This window comes from Methyloprofundus sedimenti, assembly GCF_002072955.1.
In the GTDB taxonomy this organism is placed as follows: Bacteria; Pseudomonadota; Gammaproteobacteria; order Methylococcales; family Methylomonadaceae; genus Methyloprofundus; species Methyloprofundus sedimenti.
In genome coordinates this window covers 2,771,569-2,787,963 of record NZ_LPUF01000001.1, presented here as the reverse complement: position 1 = coordinate 2,787,963, position 16,395 = coordinate 2,771,569, and the positions used below count along the sequence as shown (strand labels likewise).

Here is a 16,395-nt window from a genome sequence, read left to right as displayed (position 1 = left end):
CTATGAAGCTGACATTTTTTGCAGGCCTTCGACCCTTTAGCCGGGGCGGTGTAATGCGTGATGCTATAGCCGGTTTGACGCTGGCGTCGATGAACATTCCGCAGGTGCTGGGTTATACGCGTATTGCCGGCACACCGACCATTACCGGACTCTACACGGTGCTGTTGCCGCTGGTAATGTTCGCTATCTTTGGCTCCTCGCGCCATCTGGTTGTAGCGGCGGACTCTGCTACTGCGGCTATCTTTTCCAGTGGACTATCCGGTATGGCACCGCAGGCCAGTGTGAAATACATGGCTTTAGTGGGTATGGTTGCGCTGTTGACGGCAGTGCTCCTATTGCTGGCACGAATCTTCAAACTCGGCTTTCTTGCTGATTTCCTTTCGCGTACAGTGCTGGTTGGTTTTCTTACCGGTGTTGGATTCCAAATTAGTATCGCTATGCTGGGTGAAATGGCCGGCATACCCGTATATGCGCACAAAACGATCGAACAGTTACAGCAGTTTATTGAGGGCCTGCAGCAGATAAATCTTCCCACACTCGGTATATCGTCGTTGGTCGTGACCAGCATCCTTGGCTTTCGTCACTATTTGCCGCGCTTGCCCGTACCGCTGTTTGCAGTGTTAACGGGAATCGGCGTCAGCTATGTATACGATTTTGCCGGTCATGGTATTGCAACTATCGGGCCGGTGGCAGGTGGATTGCCTGCGTTTTCTTTTCCCGCTGTGAGCTGGAACGAGCTGCTTAAACTTGTTCCTGTCGCTTTGTCTTGCTTCGTAATTATTATCGCCCAAAGCGCGGCAACCTCGCGCATTTTTGCAGTACGACATCATGAACGCGTGGAGGAGGATGCCGATATCCTGGGTTTGTCAGCAGCGAATGCGGCCGCAGCTTTGTCCGGTGCATTCGTAGTCAATGGTAGTCCCACACAGACGGCAATGGCTGATCTTGCCGGTGCGCGTAGTCAGGTTGCACAGCTGATATTTGCTGGAACTGTATTGCTGGTACTACTGTTCTTTACCGGACCGTTACAGTATCTACCTCGGAGTGTGCTCGCTGGTATTGTGTTTACTATCGCCGTAGGGCTCGTCGATATCCGAAGCTTGCGCGATATTCGTAGAGAAAGTCCGGGCGAGTTTAATCTGGCCATTGTCACGGCTGTGGTAGTGGCGCTGGTAGGGCTTGAGCAGGGTATCCTGCTGGCGATCGCCTTGTCGTTACTCCGGCATGTGCATCACAGTTATCGTCCGCATACGGCTGTGATGCTACCGGATGAGGCGGGCCGCTGGATGCCAGTACCGACAAAGCCGGGGCTAGAGACAGAGCCAGGACTGGTGGTCTATCGGTTTGGTGCAGATTTGTTCTATGCAAACGACAACCGCTTCGCCGATGAAGTGCGTGCTCTGATAGCCTATGCCCCGGCTCCGGTGCGCTGGTTTGTGGTGGACTCGGGGGCAATGACGGACATCGACTACTCAGCAGCACGCTCCTTGCTTGATTTGTGTGAAGATCTGCAGAGTCGAAATATCAAATTGGTCTTCGGGCGCGTAAATGCTTATTTGCGGGCGGACATGGATCGACATGGTATTACTTCTGCAATTGGTGAAAAATTTATTTTCTCGACGTTGCATGATGCTCTTTCGTTGGCGGGTGCGGACCTCAGAAAAGTGAATAAGGCGTAAAGGTGGATCATGCGACGCTCTTTATTACTTATGTTTCTGTTATTTATCAACCATTATCCTAAAATTCAAGCATTCGAAATGAGGAACAAGGTACTGTCCAGAACACACAAAAGTTGTATTTTGATATTTTTTTCCTATTTCTGGGAGCCAATTGCCTGGATTATAAATATAACGACAAAGACATTCAGTCGCTTGCATAGTCGTCTTAAAGACTCTCTGCATAGTCAACATCATCAAGTATAGAAAACCTAATTTAGAGGAAATTAACGATGAATTCTCCTTATTTACCCCGTACTCTTCCAGCTGAACTGGAAATATTAATTGAATTTTCACTAGATTTACGCTGGACGTGGAGCCATGCTGGTGATGCCTTATGGCAGACGATGGCGCCAGAAATATGGGAAAAAACCCAGAATCCGTGGTTGCTGCTGCAAAATGTCAGCAAGGAGCGTCTCGAAACACTTGCTCAGGATCAATCCTTTCTAAGCAAGCTTGAAGCATTAAACGGGGAGCGAATTGACTACTATAGTCAAGATGGCTGGCTTGAATCTGAATACCCGGGCTCTCAATTAGGCACAATTGCTTATTTCAGTATGGAATATGGGCTGGGTGAAGCGTTACCCATCTATGCTGGTGGTTTGGGTATTCTGGCGGGCGATTTATTAAAGTCAGCCAGCGATTTAAATCTGCCTTTAGTCGGAGTCGGTCTGTTGTATCAGCAGGGATATTTCAGGCAAATGATTGATGCTCAAGGGGCTCAACAGGCTTTCTATCCCTATAATGAACCCTCTGGACTGCCTATACGCCGCGCACTGGATAAGCATGGCAATCGTCTGACGATTGTTCTGGAATTACCCGCGCGTGAGCTGTTTTTGCGCGTTTGGGAAGTTCAGGTAGGCCGTGTTTCCTTGTATCTACTGGATAGCAATGATCTTATGAATAATCCTGTAGATCAGGCTATTACTGCAGAATTATATGGTGGCGGGAAGGAAATGCGTTTGTTGCAGGAAATTGTATTGGGAATTGGTGGATGGCGGGTGCTTGAAGCACTGGAAATACAACCGGAAATCTGCCATTTGAACGAAGGCCATGCGGCATTTGTGGCTTTAGAGCGTATTCGTGCATTCAAAAGAAACTATCAGGTCACTTTTGCTGAAGCTCTCTGGGCTACCAGGGCAGGCAATATGTTTACAACCCATACACCAGTGAGTGCAGGTTTTGACTGTTATAGTCCTGAGTTGATGCAACAGTATTTAAGTGAAATAGTGCTAACACTAGGGATTTCCTTTCATCAATTCCTGGCGTTAGGACAAAGTTCTATAGAACGTTCAGAAGAAACGTTTAATATGACTTATTTTGCCTTACGTACCTGTGCGGCAGTAAATGGCGTGAGTCGTTTACATGCTCAGGTTAGTCAGATGTTGTTTCATCAGCTATATCCACACTGGCCTATAACAGAAATCCCTGTTGGTTATGTAACCAATGGTGTGCATGTACCTACCTGGGATTCAATTTTTGCCGATGCTTTATGGACGTGCTTCTGTGGTAAAGGGCGTTGGGCGGGGAAAGTGGACACTTTGCGCAAACAAATAGAGTCTATTAAAGACGAAGACTTATGGACTTTTCGTGGTGAAAGCCGGGGTAAATTAGTGAAGTATGTCCGCCAGCAGATTATCGAAAAATTGAAGTTACGACGAGCGCCAGAGGATGAACAATCTCTAGTGCAAAATATATTCGACCCCAATACCTTAACATTGGGATTTGCCCGTCGTTTTGCTGAATATAAACGCCCAAATCTATTGCTTCATGACCCGGATCGTTTAATACGTTTACTGACTAATTCCCATTATCCCGTACAGCTGGTGATTGCAGGCAAAGCGCACCCATCAGATAAAGAGGGGCAACAATTAATTCAGGAAATGGCTAACTTTGTGCGCAGACCAGAAGTTCGGGGTCATATGGTATTTCTGGCTGATTACGATATGGCCATGGCTGAGCAGTTTGTGCAAGGCGTCGATGTCTGGATCAACACACCGCGCAGACCATGGGAAGCCTGCGGTACCAGCGGCATGAAACTATTGGCTAATGGTGGCCTTAATTTATCCGAACTGGATGGCTGGTGGGCTGAAGCCTACACACCTGAAGTCGGCTGGGCTTTGGGGGATGGACAAACCCATAGCGAACCTGAATGGGATGCGGTCGAAGCGAATGAACTTTATCGTATACTGGAAGAGCGGGTTGTGCCCGAATTTTACCAACGTAATGAGCGTGGTATTCCTGAGCAATGGGTTGCTCGTATACGCTCCAGCATGGCGATTTTAGCACCTGAATTTAGCAGTAATAGAATGTTGCGCGATTATGTGGAGCGGTATTATCTGCCCGCATGTACTCAATATCAACAGCGCATTGTTAATAATGCGACTCTCGCAAAGAAATTGGCTGTTTGGCAAACACTTTTAGCTGAACACTGGTCAGCTGTTTATATGCAAAATTTACAAATTGAATCATCAGATTCAGAGCATTATATTACCCTGCATGTGTATCTGGATGATTTGTTAGCAGACAGTGTCAGAGTAGAAGTTTATGCCGATGGGCTGGAAAATGCCATGCCTTTTTGTCAGCTTATGGACCGTAAAGCCGCCTTGCCGGGATCCGTTAACAGTTATTTGTATGAAGCCAAAGTCCCCGCTGACCGCCCTGCGGCTGAATACACTCCAAGGCTGGTAGCGAATCACCGTCATGTTAATATTCCGGCGGAAGAAGCCCATATAAAATGGTATCGCTAAAGCAATGAATATTAAGCTTGAACTATGTATTGTATTTGGCGTTATTTACTGTTTTTAGACGATCTTATGTAGAACTCATCAGAACCAGTTCATTCAGCTCTACAGCATCGAATAAGCCTAGGCTTGTGAAATTTTTTTTAAGGCTGATAACTGTTCACTAATAAGTTCTTCATGATAACGGTAAATATTCTCCATACCCATTGGAGTTACTAAAGAAGACGTGTAGCCTTTACAGCACTGCAACAATCTTTGATAACGTTCTATAAGCTCATTGATCTTCTCCAGGTTAGCTCCATCCATCCTCCAGGTATCCAGGTTCCTGATTTCCGCCAGCGAAAGATTGGCACCGAAATATTGTACAATTTGCAGTTCCAGCTCAGCCCTGGTCTTGTCAATTTGCCACAGACGAAAACGGTTCCATATTCCCAGTACATTCATTAATAGACTGACTACCAGCACATAATGAAACATATTGGCTGGTGGCATCAGTGACACCAAAGCTGGCGCATATTCATCAAGCAAGGTTGGTCCACCATTATCTATGAATGTGCGCAAATCTCTGGCATATGGAAGCTCCATATTTTTCGGCTGTTGGCGATTATATTCAATAAATTCAGGAAATTCCCTGCTCAACAGAGTTAGCAGGACTACGATATCAGTACGGGATGCCCCTTTGTTTGCCACCAGTAGCGATTCGACCGTGAAAACTGTTTTATTTTTTTCGGGGAGCAGGCTTACATGATCGAACTGACCAACATAAATTTTCTCTATTTTGAATGCTGGCTTACGTTTGATAATAGCCTCGGGGTTAGCAAAACTAATTATCTCCAGTTTACTGCGCAACGCCTCTTTGATCAAAGGGTCATCCATGCTGGTGAGAAATATAGCAGCATCGATGTTACCCATCTGCAGTTGTTCTAGTTGTTCCTTCGGGTCAAAATAAGACAATCGGAAGTTAAGTTCCTCTAGATCCTTATCTTCCAGTAAATACTTGGCGATCAAAGCGTTACCACTGTCCTTGGGGCCTATTCCAATATGGGCATTCTTCAAGTCTGCAAGGTATTGATACCGGTTTGCATTACGTCCGATAACAAAAAAAGTGAGCGGCCTGGGGATTCGGGCAACCAGCTGAAATTTTCCTGTGTCTGGATAATCAATACCATCCGGCATTAGTGCGAATCGGACCCCGCCTTTTGCAGCCGCCACCCTTAATTGCTGTAAATTATCATGGCTACCTTCCGTAGCAACGTTAACCAGTTTTCCCTGGTACTTTTTTGCATCACTGACCAATTGTTCACCCATCTGGTGAAAATAACTATCTTTCGGACCCGATAATATGCTCACTCTCATATGATCCAGATTAGGATTAAGCTCAATCATGATAAAAATTAATCCAAATATTAGTAGCATCAGCGTAATGAAAGCCATGCGGACAAAAGGCATCCGATCAGAATCGGCTCGATCAATACCGGGGAATTTAATACGATTTAACATGACGGGATTCGCTCTTTAATTGTGTTTAAGAAAAATTAATTATAAGTAGATCCCCAGCTCTGTCTGCTATGGGACTAAGAAAAATTTGACAATTACAGGCATCATTTGAGAGTTTCACTATCTGTGAACCGCCTAAAGTTCAAAAAGATAAGGAAACAAACGATAAATACGCCTGAAAGTTTAAAGCATATAAGATGGGAATGTAAGTACCATATCGTCTGGATTCCAAATTATAAAAGCTTTTATAAAGATCTAAGCTAATATATATTTTGCATCGCAAAAGGACCCCTGCGTCAGAATAGTTGTCGCCTAAATTAATTTCATAACAAAACAGGTTGAAAACACAGTCATTGTGTTTCTGAAAATGCGCTGCACTAACAATTTAACCCTAAGAATGCAGTTCAAGTGTGAGGGGGGTGATGTAATTTATTCTATGCACAAATCAGAGCAGTATGTATGTAGCGATTATTATGATCTTTACTCGATGCGTATTTTGCACAGCTAACTAAAAAGCCCAAACCTGGGGAATTACCCATAGGGTTATGCCTGCAACTAACAGGCTAAGTGGCAGGCCTAATTTCACATAGTCACTGAATTTATAACCACCAGGGCCAAATACCATTAGATTTGTTTGGTAGCCTATAGGTGTTAAAAAGCTGGCAGAAGCAGCAATCATGACTGCAATGGCAAAGGGTGCTGTATTTACATCCAGAGCCTGTGCGCCACTCATGGCAATTGGAAACATAACAATTGCAGCTGCATTATTGGTTATAGATTCTGTTAGTAATGCAGTAGCAATATAAATCAGAGCTAACATCATCAGAGGGTTACCTCCTGCGATTAATAGCGCCTGGCCAGCGATCATATCAGCAAGTCCGACCTTTTGAACGGCTGTTCCTAACCCATAGGCACAGGCAATAACCAATAAGACTTTATAATCAATACTGTTACGCGCATCTTCCATGTTTAAACAGGCACTTACCACCATAGCACCTGCAGCTAATACAGCAGCGGGTAAAATATTCATAGCACCGCTTATAATCAGCATAATCATCAATAGTATTATGCTTATCGCCCAGGGGGCACGATTATGCCGTATATTATGCGAATTTTCTAATCTGCTAACCAATAGAAAGTCTCGGCTGTTACGAAATTTAAACAGAAATCCTTTTTGTGCTTCCAGCAATAAAGTGTCTCCCGCCTGAAGCACTATATCGCCAATTTTACCTTTTAAGCGGTTACCATTTCGCGCAATGGATAAGATAACTGCATTATAACGGTATCTGAATCGAGCCTCGCGTATACTAAGCCCGGCAACAGGACTTTCTGCTGAAATAACAGCTTCAAATAAACGCCGTTCGTGGTCGTGTCCCTTGAGTTTAAATACCTGGTCTGAAGCAACTACAAGGCCGCGGATACGTCGTAATTCAACAACCGAATCTACAGCACCTGCAAATACCAGACGATCATCTGACTGAATCACCGTTTGCGGAGAAACCACTGGAATAATATCTCCATCGCGTACGATCTCAATTAAAAATAATCCAGGCAAATGGCGCAGGCCAGCATCTTGTATTGTTTGTCCTGATAATTCGCAATTAGATTTCACTAACATTTCGACCAGGTATTCACGTACATTACTGAATTTTTCGATTGCACCTGTTCTGTCAGGAATCAGATAGGGACTGACAACAATGAGGTATAAACAGCCTGCTAGCGTAATGGGTATGCCTACAGCGGCAATTTCAAATAAACTAAAGCCGGGGAATCCAGATTGTCGCATTAAGCCATCAACAACAAGATTGGTACTAGTACCTATCAGCGTACAGGTCCCGCCTAAAATAGAGGCATAACTAAGCGGTAAAAGAAAATTTGCAGCACTAAATCCGCTACGTTTACACCAGTCTTGAACTGCGCTGGTAAACATGGCGACTACAGGGCTGTTATTAACTAACATACTGAGAGTAGCCGCTGGTAACAGTAACCTTATAAGTGCCAGAGTCATATTAGCGGGTCGGCCTAAAAGCAGGCGGCCCAGCCATGCGATAGAGCCCGTTTCGCGTAAACCTGCAACAGTGACATAAAGTACCGCTATCGTCGCTATGCCCGGGCTTGAAAATCCAGATAAAGCTTCTGCTGGCGTTAATATTCCGCTAATAAGCAATATGCTTAATACACCTAATAATATACTGTCAGCAGGAAACCTGTTACTGGCAAGTACTATTAAACAGCAGGGCAATATAATTGCGACGGCAATAAGATCAATCTGCATCAATATAAATCATCCATGTATTAGGGCGAAAGGAAGTGTAAATTTTATATTGATTTTAACATGACTAATATATATAGGGTTTGCTATCTAGCTACGTAAACATGCTTCGCGAATTCAAGCAATAAATGCACAGGAATAAAAATAAATAAAACTTGTTCTTTATTCGTTCTCCTGATATTCTTTTTAAGAACAAAAGGAGAACAACATTGAATGAACTGACCCGCAAACAACAGGATATTTTTGAATTTCTGCTTGGTAATCAGCAAGATTTTGCTTATCCACCAACTTTAGATCAAGTATGTTCCGCCCTTGGCTTAAATTCACGAGGGTCTTTGCATAAGCACATAAAAGCATTAACGCTGGCGGGTCTGGTTGAAATATCAGATCGAAAGCAAAAAGGCATACGCTTAACTGAAAAAGCCAAGCAATATAAGCGACCCGATGATGAATCAGCGGGTATACCTTTTGTCGGTTTTATAGCCGCCGGGAAACCGATAGAAGCAATAGAGCAGATCAGTTATATCAATATCCCAGAACAAATAAAAACTGACAATTCATGTTATATCCTGCAAGTAAAAGGAGATTCAATGATAGAGGAGGGCATTTTTAATGATGACTGGGTCATTATTGAACAAAGAAGTTGTGCACAAAATGGTGAAATTGTCGTAGCTTTGATTGATAAAGCAGAGGCAACCTTGAAATTTATAGAACAATACCCGCATGAAACGTTGTTGATTCCAGCAAATTCAAATATGTCTGCGATGAAATTCAGACCTGAACAAGTAGAAATACAGGGCGTATTAGTCGGACAAATGCGTAGTTATATTAATAAATAGGAGAACTAAAATGCAACAGAAAGTCCATATGCAAGATCAAATAACCAATCGAATTGATATCATAATGCAAGACCAGCAGCATTGGCTTCTACATGTCATAAAAGATTTAGCAACTTTATTTTTTGTAGTGTCAATAGTTGCGGTAGGAATTATCTGGTAAAAAAGTAGTTTATTTGCTTTAACAATCTGGTATCTTTAATTATTAATTTCTATGAGTAAAGATGATGCACCGTAAGGTATTACATGAGTGGTTTAACACTTCTAAAGGGCAGGTTTTACAACAGCAGGAAGCGGCTTTTTTAAAGCGCTCTGTTACCGTAAGTTGTAAACAGGTTATTGTACAAATTGGTGCTTTGGGCTGGGAAAATGAATTTATTGATAGTAGTTTATACGAGCAATTTTATGTCATGGATGACGAACAGGACTCATGCTATAAAAATAAATTATTAAGAGGAACTACAATTGCCCTGCCGTTTAAGTCTGAATCTGTCGATATGGTTATATTGCCGCATTTACTTGAATTCGACACCAATAAGCATCAGGTATTACGAGAAGTTGAGCGTATATTAAAACCTGAAGGCAAGTTGACGATTATCAGCTTTAATCCATGGAACATTTATATTAATCTGCAATATATGAAACGCAGAGCAAGAAACACGCCCTGGTTTCCTGGTTTGGTGTCTCGCACCAGAATTGAAGACTGGTTACGCTTATTAAATTTTGAAGTTGAGCTCGCTGCCGGATTTAATTTTGATGCAACACGGATTAATTCAGGACATGCTGAAGGAAGAGGACAGGAGCTGAGAGTCGCTGCATATGGTATTAAAGCAATTAAAAGATGTTATCATCTTATCCCCTTAACGCCAGTACGAGAATATCACGCTAAATTTGCGCTGGCTAAATTTATTGATATTTCCATAAGACAAAGACAATATGATACAGATAGTTGAGATATATACCGATGGTGCCTGTCGTGGGAATCCGGGACCAGGAGGCTGGGGCGTTTGGTTAAAAAGAGGTGATGCTGAAAAGGAATTATTTGGTGGTGAACAGAAAACGACTAACAATCGTATGGAATTAATGGCTGCTATCCAGGCATTAGAAGCTTTAAACAGACCTTGTGCGGTTAAGTTATACAGTGATTCCAAATATGTCTTACAAGGAATTACCGAATGGATGGCCAACTGGAAAAAAAGAGGCTGGAAAACAGCGGCAAAAAAAACCGTTAAAAATGAAGATTTGTGGCGACGTCTGGATGCTGTAATGCAAAAGCATGAAATAGACTGGACCTGGGTAAAGGGACATTCGGGTAATATCGGTAATGAAAAAGCAGACCAGTTAGCTAATCAGGGAATTGATTCAATATAACATAAAAATTATTCACGTAAACCACAAAGATTTCTGCTTTCCATACTTCGCGCGAGAACCCATACCAATCAAAAATTTACCGATAATCTGTATCTATCTGTTACATTATAGAAATTCTGAATAAGTACCTAAGGATAATTTAACAACAATATGACAGAAAATAGTTTTTATTGGCATGATTATGAAACTTTTGGAGTCGATCCACAGCGCGATAGAGCAGTACAATTTGCGGGTATCAGGACAGATTTTGATTTTAATATTCTAGGCGAGCCATTAGTCATTTACTGTCAGCCCACTGACGATACTCTGCCGCAGCCGGAAGCCTGTTGTATCACAGGAATTTCTCCACAAATGGCGGCTGAAAAAGGTGTTTGTGAAGCAGAGTTTATCGCTCAAATTCATAAACACATGGCGCAAGAAAATACGTGTACTTTAGGTTATAACAACTTGCGGTTTGATGATGAAGTCACTCGCAATCTGTTATACCGTAATTTTTATGATCCTTATGCACGCGAATGGCAAAATGGTAATTCACGTTGGGATTTAATAGATTTAATACGTACAGTTCATGCACTACGTCCTGAAGGAATTCATTGGCCAGTTGATGCAGAGGGAAAAATTAGTTTTCGCCTGGAAAAACTGACACTAGCAAATGGTATAGAACATGCGGCAGCACATGACGCTTTGTCCGATGTTTATGCGACGATAGCATTAGCTAAGTTGATTCAACAGGAACAAACAAAACTATTTCAGTTTTTTTTACAAAATCGAGGCAAGCACCAGGTTAAGGAATTATTAAAGCTAGGCAGTTATACTCCGGTTGTCCATGTTTCTGGAATGTATGGTGCTGAAAAGCAATATTTATCCTTAGTCTTACCGATCTGTCAGCATCCGGTCAATAATAATGGAGTAATCGTTTATGATTTATCAGTCGATCCGGAAGCGATGCTTAAGTTATCTGCAGAAGAAATTCAGCAACGAATTTTCACAGCTAAGGTTGATTTACCGGAAGGGATAGAGCGTATCCCTTTAAAAACCATTCATATCAATAAATGCCCGATAGTCGCTCCAGCTAAAGTGTTGCGTGCTCAAGATGCAGATCGATTAGGTATCGATGTTGAGCAATGCCAGAAACATAAGGACTTAATTCAACAGTCAGGCGATTTACAAACAAAGCTCAAAAAAGTATTTGGTGGGCAGTCATTTTCTTCTGATGCCGTTTCAGATCCAGATTTAATGATTTATAGCGGTGGTTTTTTTTCTGCACAAGATAAGCAAAGTATGGATAAACTCCGTGCTACAAAGCCTGAAAAATTAGCGAAATTTACTTTTAAGGGAGGAAATTCAAGATTAGCTGAAATGCTATTCAGGTATCGGGCAAGAAATTACCCTGAAACATTAAACTCTGAAGAGATCAGACGATGGAAGCAATTTTGTACTAAACGATTAAGTAATATAGATACCCATGGTTTTCTTGATTTCGGCACATACTGGCAAAAAATAGACCAATTAAAGCAACAAGAGGGAATTGATAGTCAATTTCTTAAAAATTTAGAACAGTACGCGATTGATTTGCAAAATAAGCTAAAGATTTAGAACCCTATCTGTGCTGATCAAATTTATTTTACCAGGTATATTCATATAGTAATTCCTGGAACAATTGTCTTGCCGAGGGGCTTGCAAAGTCAGTACAGACAGTCACAGGAAGCGCGCTCTGATTTAATTTCGGAATATTGCCATCTATGCCGGTAATACCTCGAATTAAAGAGCCCGGATTATTCAGGTTTAAACTGACAACTAATTCAGCGGATATTTCGGAAAGACTTTTGCCATTTTCAGTGCCGTGATCCATACAGGGATTTTCTGGCGCATTATAAGGCTCTTGGGTTGGATTACCATCCGCATCAACTGGAAATAAGGGACTCCATGCAGGGTAAGGGCATTGCTGGATATAGGCTATCCCGGCCTGGCATTTAAACAGTTCAGGCCACACAACTGCTGCGAGTGTATATTGATCAAACGGACCTTGTGGCGTTCCAAAAATACCTTCCCAGTATTGCATCCGGGGAACCGAAGATTCCAGCAGTAAATTCAGGCTAAACTGTGACTCAGGTGTTGCCGGAGTGGGTCCTTTTAGCGTAGTTGAGTTAAATTCAATCAAATCACCTGCCTGAGAAGTCTGGCCAGATAAACTGAATGAGATAAGGCGTATAGGGATTTCCCTTGCCGCTTCAGAAGCAAATAAAAGAGCACCAGCTATAGGGTCCATGCGAAAGTTGAAATCATTAACAATTTTACCATTGACGCTGACAGACTCACCCTCAAGGCGTGAATCCAGAATTATAATTTCTGATATCTTTGCTTTAATTTCTGGACTCGTGGTTAATAAACAAGCTACATCAGTTAACGGGCCAATGGCTAAAATTGTAATCGGCTTATTACTAGTCACTAAGCGACGATACATCATTTCGACACCCGAATTTCGGCAGGAAATGGCAAAAGAGCCGCCGGAACCCTCAATTTGTATGTTAGCCCCCGAAAACCATTGTGATGTCGCGTGTAAAGTCTGGCTTGCCTGTGCCATTGCCCCGGGAACTACCGGAATGTCTGATCGCTGTTTCATAACATGTGTCAGGAACAGTGCAACAGCCATTTCTTCCGGAAGAGGGGCATTTCCATAAGTAGGAATAATAGAATCTACTTCAACCAGTCCAACAGCATCAAGATTCAGAGCCATCGCTAAAGTAAAGCCGTCATCTACATCTTGTGGCGCAACAGCAGTATCGCGTTGATAAGTTGCAGTTGTCGAAAAAGAAACAGGGCTAGAGCCTTGAGCGCCATGAGTGCTAATGATGCCATTAGCCACATCTGTAGAAAACATGATGCGCGGTACATCTGTTGGGTAAGATGATGCCAATGCTACAGAACTTATCAGTGACATTAAGAATAACATGCCCATTATGACCTGTTTATTGATTATTGTGATTTTCATAACTTCAACTCAATAATAAAAATATTGTAAATAACAGGGTGCAAATCTGGGATTAAATAAGGGCGTGTTTAACCGGGTTTGGCAAAGTAATCTCCAACAACTTACCTGACTGTCATTACAAATTCAAAAAAGTATCTTCTTTTTACTATTTGCAGATGTGATGCTGGAATTAAATATATTATTAAGTGATTGTACCAGGCCTTTAGCACGGGTTTTTATCATGTCTAATGTTTCCTGTACGTCTTTATTCCAGCCAACGGGTTGTTCAAAAGGGAGAAGAATATGCCAAAAAGTTAAACTTTTTTCAAATAACGCAGATAGATTTTCCATCAAGCCTAGTTCAATTTGACGTTCTACTAGTTTTTTACTGATAAATTTAGCATGTATTTTACTGCTATAGATATGAAAAGGGATAAGTATGATAATCAATAAAAATAAGAAAATTGATGCGACAAAAGGATCTAGAAGTACAGCAACGAGTCCAAATTGAATTTCCCCTGCTACCAGTGTAAGCGCGATGAAACTGAGTAACACGATAACAGTAAAATGAGAACGGTCTTTCCATAGTATGATTGCTTTTTTAACTTCATGTATGACTACCGATTCAAATTCATTAATATGCTGCTCTAATGTATGCAGTATACGATATGCACTTTCTACATCAATATTTGCGAGTTTTTGTTCTATGGCTAATTGATTGTTTGTTTCTGTACTTTGCTTTAATACAAAAAATTGACCTGACTGCAGACCTAGGTTGCTTAACTGCTGTTTCCAGCTAGCAAGATCTACTGTATTAACAGAATCTGGATCTTGATTAATGACATAGATAAATTTACCAGGGTTATGGCTCAGGGTGGTCATTTTCAAGAAAGGTGCCAGAGCCGAACGGTAATCTTCGAGATTCGGTTTGCTGGCATCAAAAAATACAAAGACAAGATCAGAAAGAGTAGCGGCATGTTCACGTAGTAAGGCAACGCCTTCATACTTGATATTTGGAGCAAACCCAGGTGCAAGAATAATTGTTTTGTCTTTTAGCTTGCTGCTATTATTAGTCGTTAATTCCAGATAGGTATTGATATGACGGCTTTCATCTTTTTCTATCTGATTCAGACGCTCGCTAATATGGTAAAAGGGAAACTGAGGGTCACCGTCGACAGCTGTACCTGGCAGGTTTCTCGGTACTTCATCAGGGTGGTGAATGAGTACCGTAAATTGTGCATGGTTAGCAAAAGTATCTATGGCTGGAATGGCCGTATCTAAATATCGATTGATAAATTCATTACGCCCTGAGGGTGAATCACCGATCACCGTGATAACTGGTGACCAAGAGGTTTTATTCACTAATGAGTCATCCATGCCGATAAGTCCAAGATCATATGCGACCTGATCGAGTTCATGATAAAGCCTGAAGGCTTGAAGTAGTACCGGATTTTTATCCGCGAGTTTTTCTTCCAGATAGTGTAGTGAGGTGCTTACAGATTTTTCAGTTGTACTCATTAGATTAGAACCGTATAGTCAATTATTTAGTCGAGTAACGGGGGCGTTTATCCCCGTCCTTAAAGAAGCAAATAAATCCATGAATTCGTTATAAAATAGCCGTTTAACGGCTACTTAAATCACACATAACCTTGTTTTATATTTCAAATTTAAGCGCTATAGGTGCGCTCAATATACCTTTCTACAATTTCCTGAAATTCTTCAGCAATTCTGTCGCCTTTTAAGGTAACTGTTTTCTCGCCATCTTCATATACTGGTGCGACAGGTGTTTCGCCAGTACCTGGAAGACTGATCCCTATATTAGCATTTTTACTCTCGCCGGGGCCATTAACTACACAGCCCATAACAGCAACTTCCATTTCTTCTACGCCATTATATTTATCACGCCAGACTGGCATTTGTTCGCGTAGGAAACCTTGTATATTCATAGCTAATTTCTGAAAATAATCACTGGTAGTTCGACCACAGCCAGGGCAGGCAATAACCATTGGAGTAAACGAGCGAAAGCCCATGGTTTGCAGAATCTCCTGGGCAACTATGACTTCTTTGGTACGCGCTGCACCCGGCTCAGGAGTCAAGGAAATACGAATAGTATCGCCTATCCCTTTTTGCATTAATACGGATAGTGCTGCTGATGAGGCAACGATGCCTTTGGAGCCTATCCCTGCTTCGGTTAATCCTAAATGCAATGCATATTCACAGCGGCTGGAAAGGTCTTGATAGATACTGATAAGTTCTTGAACATTACTGATTTTACAGGAAAGAATGATTTTGTTTTTAGATAAACCGAAAGATTCCGCGGCAGCGGCACTTTCTAAGGCAGAAATAATAATAGCTTCACGGGTTACTGCAGACAGTTCATCCGGTTCCGCTTTTTGTCTGTTTTCATCCAGTAGGCGAGTCAATACAGCTTGATCCAGACTACCACCATTGACACCAATACGTACAGGTTTGTCATATTTAACGGCGCATTCAATCATTTGCTGGAACTGAGTATCTCTTTTAGCGCCTTTGCCAACATTCCCCGGATTGATTCTGAATTTTCCTAAAGCCTTTGCGCACTCAGGGTATTTTTCTAATAATTTATGACCATTAAAATGAAAATCACCTACGAGAGGAACAGAGAAACCGTTAGCATCCAGTTGCTTACGTATTTCTGGAACTGCTTCAGCTGCCTCTTCATTATTCACTGTAATGCGCACTAGTTCAGAGCCTGCATTGGCAAGTTCCATAACTTGCTTAACCGTTGCTGCTATATTGGCAGTATCTGTATTAGTCATGGATTGGACGACTATCGGCGCAGCACCGCCAACCTTAACATTTCCGACTAGAACTTGATGAGTATTTTTTCTGGGACTAATTGACATGGTGTATGGTTTTTTTTCGTAATTACAATTACACTGAAGTATATATGAACCATGCTGAAAAAAATAGATTGCTGTTTAGTTCAGATAAGGTTTCTTGATAATTG

General features: G+C 41.9%; 12 protein-coding genes. 7 read left to right on the top strand and 5 right to left on the bottom strand.

Features of this window, described 5'->3' with window-relative positions; genetic code table 11:
• Positions 1-2 precede the first annotated feature (2 nt).
• Both AU255_RS12310 and glgP read left to right on the top strand, forming a co-directional pair.
• Entirely contained in the window at positions 3-1,679 is a 1,677-nt protein-coding gene (locus tag AU255_RS12310) for a SulP family inorganic anion transporter (RefSeq protein ID WP_198942599.1), read from the top strand.
• Positions 1,680-1,948: 269 nt separating this feature from the next.
• Positions 1,949-4,465 (top strand): alpha-glucan family phosphorylase, encoded by a 2,517-nt coding sequence (gene glgP, locus AU255_RS12305; protein ID WP_080523135.1) that lies wholly within the window; start codon positions 1,949-1,951, stop codon positions 4,463-4,465.
• A 117-nt stretch (positions 4,466-4,582) separates the two neighbouring features.
• Here the strand turns inward: glgP and AU255_RS12300 are convergent, their stop codons facing one another.
• Positions 4,583-5,959, bottom strand: coding sequence for a TAXI family TRAP transporter solute-binding subunit (locus AU255_RS12300; protein ID WP_080523134.1), 1,377 nt, complete (start codon positions 5,957-5,959; stop codon positions 4,583-4,585).
• Between the two features lie 505 nt (positions 5,960-6,464).
• A complete protein-coding gene (locus AU255_RS12295) occupies positions 6,465-8,231 on the bottom strand; it encodes an SLC13 family permease (protein WP_080523133.1) in 1,767 nt (588 codons plus the stop codon).
• A gap of 206 nt (positions 8,232-8,437) precedes the next feature.
• On the opposite strand from AU255_RS12295, the gene lexA reads away from it, so the two are divergent.
• The 5 genes from lexA (at position 8,438) to sbcB (ending at position 12,031) form a co-directional block, all read left to right on the top strand.
• Positions 8,438-9,067 (top strand): transcriptional repressor LexA, encoded by a 630-nt coding sequence (gene lexA / locus AU255_RS12290; RefSeq protein ID WP_080523132.1) that lies wholly within the window; start codon positions 8,438-8,440, stop codon positions 9,065-9,067.
• Positions 9,068-9,077: 10 nt separating this feature from the next.
• Positions 9,078-9,227: a hypothetical protein gene (locus AU255_RS20115; protein WP_158083114.1), complete on the top strand. Its 150-nt coding sequence runs from the start codon at positions 9,078-9,080 to the stop codon at positions 9,225-9,227.
• A gap of 61 nt (positions 9,228-9,288) precedes the next feature.
• Complete coding sequence (locus tag AU255_RS12285; RefSeq protein ID WP_080523131.1) at positions 9,289-10,017, top strand: class I SAM-dependent methyltransferase; 729 nt, start codon at positions 9,289-9,291, stop codon at positions 10,015-10,017.
• Entirely contained in the window at positions 10,001-10,435 is a 435-nt protein-coding gene (gene rnhA, locus AU255_RS12280; RefSeq protein ID WP_080523130.1) for a ribonuclease HI, read from the top strand. The genes AU255_RS12285 and rnhA overlap by 17 nt, the downstream gene beginning before the upstream one ends.
• 150 nt (positions 10,436-10,585) lie before the next feature.
• Entirely contained in the window at positions 10,586-12,031 is a 1,446-nt protein-coding gene (gene sbcB, locus AU255_RS12275; RefSeq protein WP_080523129.1) for an exodeoxyribonuclease I, read from the top strand.
• Positions 12,032-12,059: 28 nt separating this feature from the next.
• On the opposite strand, the gene AU255_RS12270 is transcribed toward sbcB, so the two are convergent.
• The 3 genes from AU255_RS12270 to ispG form a co-directional block, all read right to left on the bottom strand.
• The gene (locus tag AU255_RS12270) at positions 12,060-13,427 is read right to left on the bottom strand and encodes a nucleoside hydrolase (RefSeq protein ID WP_080523128.1); all 1,368 of its coding nucleotides are present in this window, start codon (positions 13,425-13,427) and stop codon (positions 12,060-12,062) included.
• 123 nt (positions 13,428-13,550) lie between these two features.
• On the bottom strand, positions 13,551-14,924 hold the full coding sequence (locus tag AU255_RS12265) for a P-loop NTPase family protein (RefSeq protein WP_080523127.1): 1,374 nt from the start codon (positions 14,922-14,924) through the stop codon (positions 13,551-13,553).
• 149 nt (positions 14,925-15,073) lie between these two features.
• Complete coding sequence (gene ispG / locus AU255_RS12260) at positions 15,074-16,291, bottom strand: flavodoxin-dependent (E)-4-hydroxy-3-methylbut-2-enyl-diphosphate synthase (protein WP_080523126.1); 1,218 nt, start codon at positions 16,289-16,291, stop codon at positions 15,074-15,076.
• Positions 16,292-16,395 lie beyond the last annotated feature (104 nt).